Source organism: Schnuerera sp. (genome assembly GCF_035459645.1).
Lineage (GTDB): Bacteria > Bacillota > Clostridia > Tissierellales > Tepidimicrobiaceae > Schnuerera.
The window spans coordinates 1-6,152 of the sequence record NZ_DATHXO010000202.1; the positions used below are offsets into that span (position 1 = coordinate 1).

The 6,152-nt window shown below is 31.4% G+C and carries 6 protein-coding genes; 3 read left to right on the forward strand and 3 right to left on the reverse strand.

Going from position 1 to position 6,152, the window contains the following annotated elements; all coding sequences use genetic code 11:
- From VK998_RS13005 to VK998_RS04820, 3 genes are all read left to right on the forward strand, one after another.
- Window positions 1–99, forward strand: a 99-nt coding sequence (locus VK998_RS13005) for a helix-turn-helix domain-containing protein (RefSeq protein WP_414713565.1), incomplete at its 5' end; no start/stop codon positions are given.
- A gap of 317 nt (window positions 100–416) precedes the next feature.
- Window positions 417–1,796, forward strand: a complete 1,380-nt coding sequence (locus VK998_RS04815) for an alanine/glycine:cation symporter family protein (protein WP_325226112.1) — start codon at window positions 417–419, stop codon at window positions 1,794–1,796.
- Window positions 1,797–1,837: 41 nt separating this feature from the next.
- Window positions 1,838–3,484, forward strand: a complete 1,647-nt coding sequence (locus VK998_RS04820; RefSeq protein WP_325226114.1) for a M20/M25/M40 family metallo-hydrolase — start codon at window positions 1,838–1,840, stop codon at window positions 3,482–3,484.
- Window positions 3,485–3,569: 85 nt separating this feature from the next.
- On the opposite strand, the gene spoIIR is transcribed toward VK998_RS04820, so the two are convergent.
- The 3 genes from spoIIR to VK998_RS04835 all read right to left on the reverse strand — a co-directional run.
- Entirely contained in the window at window positions 3,570–4,226 is a 657-nt protein-coding gene (gene spoIIR / locus VK998_RS04825) for a stage II sporulation protein R (RefSeq protein ID WP_325226117.1), read from the reverse strand.
- 378 nt (window positions 4,227–4,604) lie between these two features.
- On the reverse strand, window positions 4,605–5,723 hold the full coding sequence (locus VK998_RS04830) for a Ger(x)C family spore germination protein (RefSeq protein WP_325226119.1): 1,119 nt from the start codon (window positions 5,721–5,723) through the stop codon (window positions 4,605–4,607).
- The coding region (locus VK998_RS04835) for a GerAB/ArcD/ProY family transporter (RefSeq protein ID WP_325226125.1) at window positions 5,720–6,152 on the reverse strand (433 nt) is incomplete at its 5' end. The genes VK998_RS04835 and VK998_RS04830, both read right to left, overlap by 4 nt.

Here is a 6,152-nt window from a genome sequence, read left to right on the forward strand (position 1 = left end):
GAAAGCAGCGAAACTTTAAATGAAGCTGCTAAACTTTTAAAAATTTCAAGACAAACTTTAAAGTATAAAATGGATAACTATGGAATAGAAATAAGATAAATACAAACATAATTATTTTTTACTTTAAAACAGGAAATGCAAAAAAATATTTGCCTTATCCTGTTTTTTTATTATATAGAATAATTTTAGAATCTTTTTATATAATAAAAAAACATAAATAAATGAGTATATTCTTAACTAAAACATAATATATTAATTCTTCAATCCATATTTTGATTATTGGTATAATTTTTGCAATATTAAATATTCAGATAATATTTAATTGTTTAATTTTACAATGATTACAAAAGGAGGTGAATTTAAGGTTTATTCTACTGGGTTTAAGACACTAATTTCAAAAAATTAGGAGGGATATAATGCAAACTTTTGTAGATGCTATTGTAAATTTTTCTAACTGGCTTTGGGGAATTCCAATGATGGTAATTTTAGTTGGGGGTAGTATTATTTTAACTATTAAGTTAGGGTTTTTTCAATTTAAATATTTCCCTTTTGCAATGAGAGAAACTTTTGGGAAAATATTTGCTAAACCCGAAGGGGAAGGGACCGTTTCTCCTTTCCAAGCTGCGACCGCTGCTTTAGCTTCAACTATTGGGGCCTCTAATATAGTTGGAGTACCTGTAGCTATTGCCTTTGGTGGTCCAGGTGCTGTTTTCTGGATGTGGATTGTAGCTTTAATAGCTAGTGCAGCTAAATTTTCAGAAATAGTATTAGGTATTAAATACAGAGAAAAAAATGAAGAAGGCGATTATGTAGGTGGCCCTATGTATTTCTTAAGTAAAGGTATTAAATCTGGCCTAGGTAAAGCTTTAGGTATCATATTCTCATTCTTCTTGATGATTGAATTAATACCTTCTATTGCAACGCAAGCTGTTTCTGCAGTTCAAACAGCAGGTACTATTAATATTCCTAACTGGGTCACAGGTGGAATTCTCGTAATTCTTGTTGGTTTGGTAGTCTTTGGTGGTATAAGAAGGATTGCTACTTTTACTGAAAAATTAGTTCCTTTTATGGCTCTATTATATCTTTTAGGTGGTTTAATAATTATTATTGTGAATATTACAGAATTACCAAGGGCATTTGGTCTTATATTTAAACATGCTTTTACCCCAATAGCTGCTACCGGCGGAATAGCTGGAGCAACATTGGCTCAAGCTTTAAGATGGGGTACTGCAAGAGGAGTATATTCAAATGAAGCTGGAATGGGTACTGCACCTATAGCTCATGCTGCAGCAGTTACCGATCATCCTGTACGTCAAGCTATGTGGGGTCTATTTGAAATTGTAGTTGACACTGTTATAGTATGTACTATTACAGCCTTAGTTATATTAGTTTCTGGTGTTTATAAAATAGTTCCTACTGATCAAGCAGCAAGTATGCCAGCAGTAGCTTTCCAACAATTATTAGGAGATAGTATCGGTGGAGGAGTTGTAACCATAAGTATACTTTTATTTGTACTGTCAACTATTATAGTTATTACCTATTATGGAAAAACACAGGCAGAATTCTTGTTCGGTAGTAAGTTTTCAAATATAATGGTTGTAGTATATTTAATATCTATCATTTTAGGAGTATATGGTGGTATTGAATTTCTTTATAATTTCTTAGATATACTATTAGCAACAATAATTATTCCAAATATGATTGGATTATTGATGTTGTCCAATGAAGTAAAGGATTTGAAAAATGAGTTCTTTAGTAATCCAAAATATTATGATAAAGCTAAGGTTAACAATTAATATTGACATACTAAAAAAATTTCATCTTAGGAGGAGATAAAATGAATGAAGATTTAGGCAAAAAAATTGAGAAACTCACTTTAGAATTGGCAGAAATTCGTGGCGTTGTAGGAACAAAGGAAGAAAATAATGTAGTTGAAAAAGTATATGAAAAGTTCATCGAAATGGACTATTTTAAAAAACATCCTGAAATGGTAAAATATGTCCCTGTAAAAGATGATCCTCTGGAAAGAAAAAGTGTAATGGCAGTGGTTAAAGGTGAAAAAGGCAATAGTAATAAAACTGTAGTATTAATAGGACATACAGATACAGTTGGTATTTCTGATTATGGAGTTTTAAAAGACTATGCAACTAAACCTTTAGAATTAGCAGAAAAGTTTAAAACAGTATCTCTTCCAGAAGATGCCTTAAAGGACTTAGAATCAGGGGAATATCTATTTGGTCGAGGAGTATTTGATATGAAATGTGGTGTAGCTACTTTAATGACTATAGTAGAATCCATTTCAGATGATGTAGAAGATTTTGAAGGCAATATTGTATTTGCTGCTGTATGTGATGAAGAAGGCAATTCAAGTGGTATGCTTTCAGCTGTTCCAGAGTTGACTAAATTAGAGAAAGAAGAAGGTTTTCAATACCAAGCTGTAATCGATACTGATTATATGGCTCCTAGATATGAGGGAGATAATACTAGGTATGTATATGTCGGAACTGTGGGAAAATTGATGCCAAGTTTTTATATAGTTGGTTCTGAAGCCCATGGAGGAGACCCTTTTAAAGGTCTTGACCCTAATCATCTTTCTTCAGCTATAGTAAAAGAAATCGATTTTAATACTAAGTATTGTGATGAAGCAGAGGGTGAGGTAACTGTGCCACCTATATCTTTACGACAACAGGATTTAAAGCCTGAGTATTCTGTCCAAACGGCTAAAACTAGTTATTTATATTTCAATTTTGGCACTCATAGCAGTACTCCAGACCAAATGATGGATAAGGTTATAGATGGTACCAATTTAGCATTCCAAAAAGTAATCGATGATTTAAATGAAGAATATAAAAAGTATTGTAAATCTAATAATTTCCCTTATGAAAAACTACCTTGGGAAACTAAAGTTATTTCCTATGAAGAACTATATGAGAAAGTAAAAGAAGAAAAAGGCAAAGAGCTCGATGATGTAATAGATAAATTAAAAGAAGAACTACTTGCAGATGAGGACATTGACGCAAGAATATTTGCTTTAAAGATGGTAGAAGCTGTTCATAATATGTGGTCTGATAAAAATCCAGTAGTTGTAGTCTATTTTTCACCACCTTATTACCCACATATTTATGTGAAAGGTGAATCTCCATTGGAGAAAAAATTGTTGAATACAGTAAATCAAGTTATAGATGAAATAGATTCTGATTATGATATTGAAATGAAAAAATTCTATCCTTATATCTCCGATTTAAGCTATGCAGCAGCTCCTAGGGAAGAAAATGCTGTTGATTCTCTGAAAAACAATATGCCTGGATTTGGAGCAAAGTATAATCTACCTATTGAAGATATGCAAAGATTAAACCTTCCTGTTGTAAATATAGGTCCTTTTGGTAAGGATGCTCATAAATTTACAGAAAGGTTGGAGAAGGACTATTCTTTCAATGTTGCACCAAAGCTAGTTTATGAAACTATAATTAATCTATTGAGATAAGAATTGGTTCCTTCAAGAATCGTCCTATTCTGCTAACCTCAGGATGACACAAAAAATGCCACCAAAGTTTATCTTGGTGGCATTTTTATTCTTTTTCTGCTAAAATATCTGCTAAATATGTTTTTGTTTTTTCTAATACTTCTTTTATTTTGGATTTTAATATTATAGGGGGTTCTTTATCAGCAAGGAGAAGGTCTATTTCTTCTTCTGTAAGTACTTCTTCTAGTTCTTCTTCTACTTTGATAGCATCGCTATGATTAATGTCTATAAAACATAAAGGAGGAAACATAACACACCACCAGTTCTTGCCTTTACCTTCTCCTATAATTACTTCCAATGTTTCATATTCTCCTGCAGGAAACATAATATTTCCATATTTTCTTGTAGGAAAATTCTTTATTCCTAAGGATACTTCTACTGGAAAATCTTTGCCTTCATCTTCTATTGTTTTTTCAGCAATTAATTTTATATTGTTTAGATTCTTTTCAACTAGTTTTCTAGTTTCATCTAAAGATTTACTATTTCCAAAACGTGATTTTGTATCTTTTAATATTTCATCCCTTATTTTTAATTTTAAAGCTTGGTCTTCCTCTTTGTCACTATTGGCTTTAATATGGAATCGTATTATTTGATCTTTAAATCCATCTACATGTGCTCCTCTCTCAGCAATATATGGATGGATTATATAAATGATAGTAATAATTAATAATGCCAAACTAAGGATTGTTTTTTTATATTTCATCTTAATTCCTCCTAAGTCGTTTTTTACTTTCAATATTAATTATTTCCTATATCTGTTTTTTTATACATTCGAGATTCTTCGCTTCGCTCAGAATGACAGAAGCAATTGTTCTTCGCTTCGTTAGGCAATTGTTCTTCGCTTCGTTAGGCAATTGTTCTTCACTTCGTTAGACAGTTGTTCTTCGCTTCGTTAGGCAATTGTTCTTCGCTTCGTTAGGCAATTGTTCTTCGCTTCGTTAGGCAATTGTTTTTCGATTAGCTCAGAATGACAAAAACAGTCATCCTGAGGATGGCAGTATTAGACTTACCTACGAAGGATCTAGCTTTGGGATTTCTCCGAGACCACAGTTCCCCTGCATTTGTGCATTGACAAAGTTTGTCATTTAGTCAGTCCTGTTCTTCTTATCTTCACATCTACTGTTGTATTGATATTTATATCTGGGAAGATATTATCCCAGTTATTCTTTATTTTTTTCCAGTCTTTAGATTCAAATTTACTTATATGTTCTCCCACTCCAATTACATCTGCTTTATATGTTTTTTGGAGTTTGTCTATAGTTTTATCCAATTCTTTTTTAATATCTTTTTCTATGGTTTTTTCCATTTCCTCTAAAACCTCATTGTCAAAAGTAGTTTTCTCCCCATCCATAATATATCCTTGTATATAGCCTTCAGTTCTGATTGAAAAGTTCACATTTATTTCATCATTAAATTCTACTTTTTTAGTAGATTTAGCATTAGTTATCGTATATGATACTAAATCCCCTTCATAGATTACATCCATAGTCTCGTTATTTACTTTATTGTTCAACAAGCTGATAGCTCTATTTTCTTTTTCATCTATCCAAGCTACATATTTATAATTTTTCATTATACATCCACCGGAAATTACATATCTATCATCTATTATAGTAACCCGAGGAATAAGGGATACTCCAGAAAAATCAAAATTAGAAATCAGCCCTGTTAGAGTTTGGGATGTAAATCTACTAGAGGTTTTATTGTCTTTTACTGTAGAGTATATAACCCCATCTACTGTTTGTTCACGGGTAATATTTGCTTCTATTATATCTTTTGCCTTTCCTTCTGCTACAAGAATTTGTACCTTTTTATTTATCTTAGTATCTCTATTTAGTTCATCTATTACTTCCCGTACTAAATTTTCCTCATGTAATAACTCTTCTCCTAATATTAATACCTTTACATGTTTATAGTAAAAAGGAAAAGGGACACGTGTGCTAAGTTCTCTGCCGGCTTGAAATATGCTACTACAAGGCGTTGATAATACATAGGATTTTTTATCTTCAGTAGCGTTTTTTCCAATTGCATTTATATTTGGATATTGATAAGTAACAATAAATCTATTCATTTCTCCCTTTTTATTTAAATCAACTCCGATATCGGATACAAATGTTCTTTGTTCTATTTCTGCCTTGTCCCAGCATCCTGATATAAAAAATAAGGAAAGCATCAATATTATAAATAATTTCTCCTTCATAATTTGTTCTTCCTCCTTTTAATACAAGCTAGTAAAAAGATAATGGTGGGAAGAATTATTATTGAAATCAATGCAAGATAATTTAAAATCATCCCCATGACTTTATTGGTTATTATTAAATTATCCGGTAATAATGATATTGAGTATATAATAGGAACTAAAAAAGGAATAAATAATTCATGTTTTTTAATACTAAATATATTACTTAATATAACCCCGGAAGCATGGAGAAAAGGCCCCATAGTCCCATATATTACCATTACCCAAGCAGCCATTACAATTCCGTCTAGATTTTCTAAAAAATATCCTGGTAGATCTACTTCTTTTATAACGGCTATGGAAGGCCATATTTCCCTTTTTAACTGATGAACTCCATATTGGGATATGGTTATAAAAAACACTATTAAATAAACTGCCATAACAATAAAT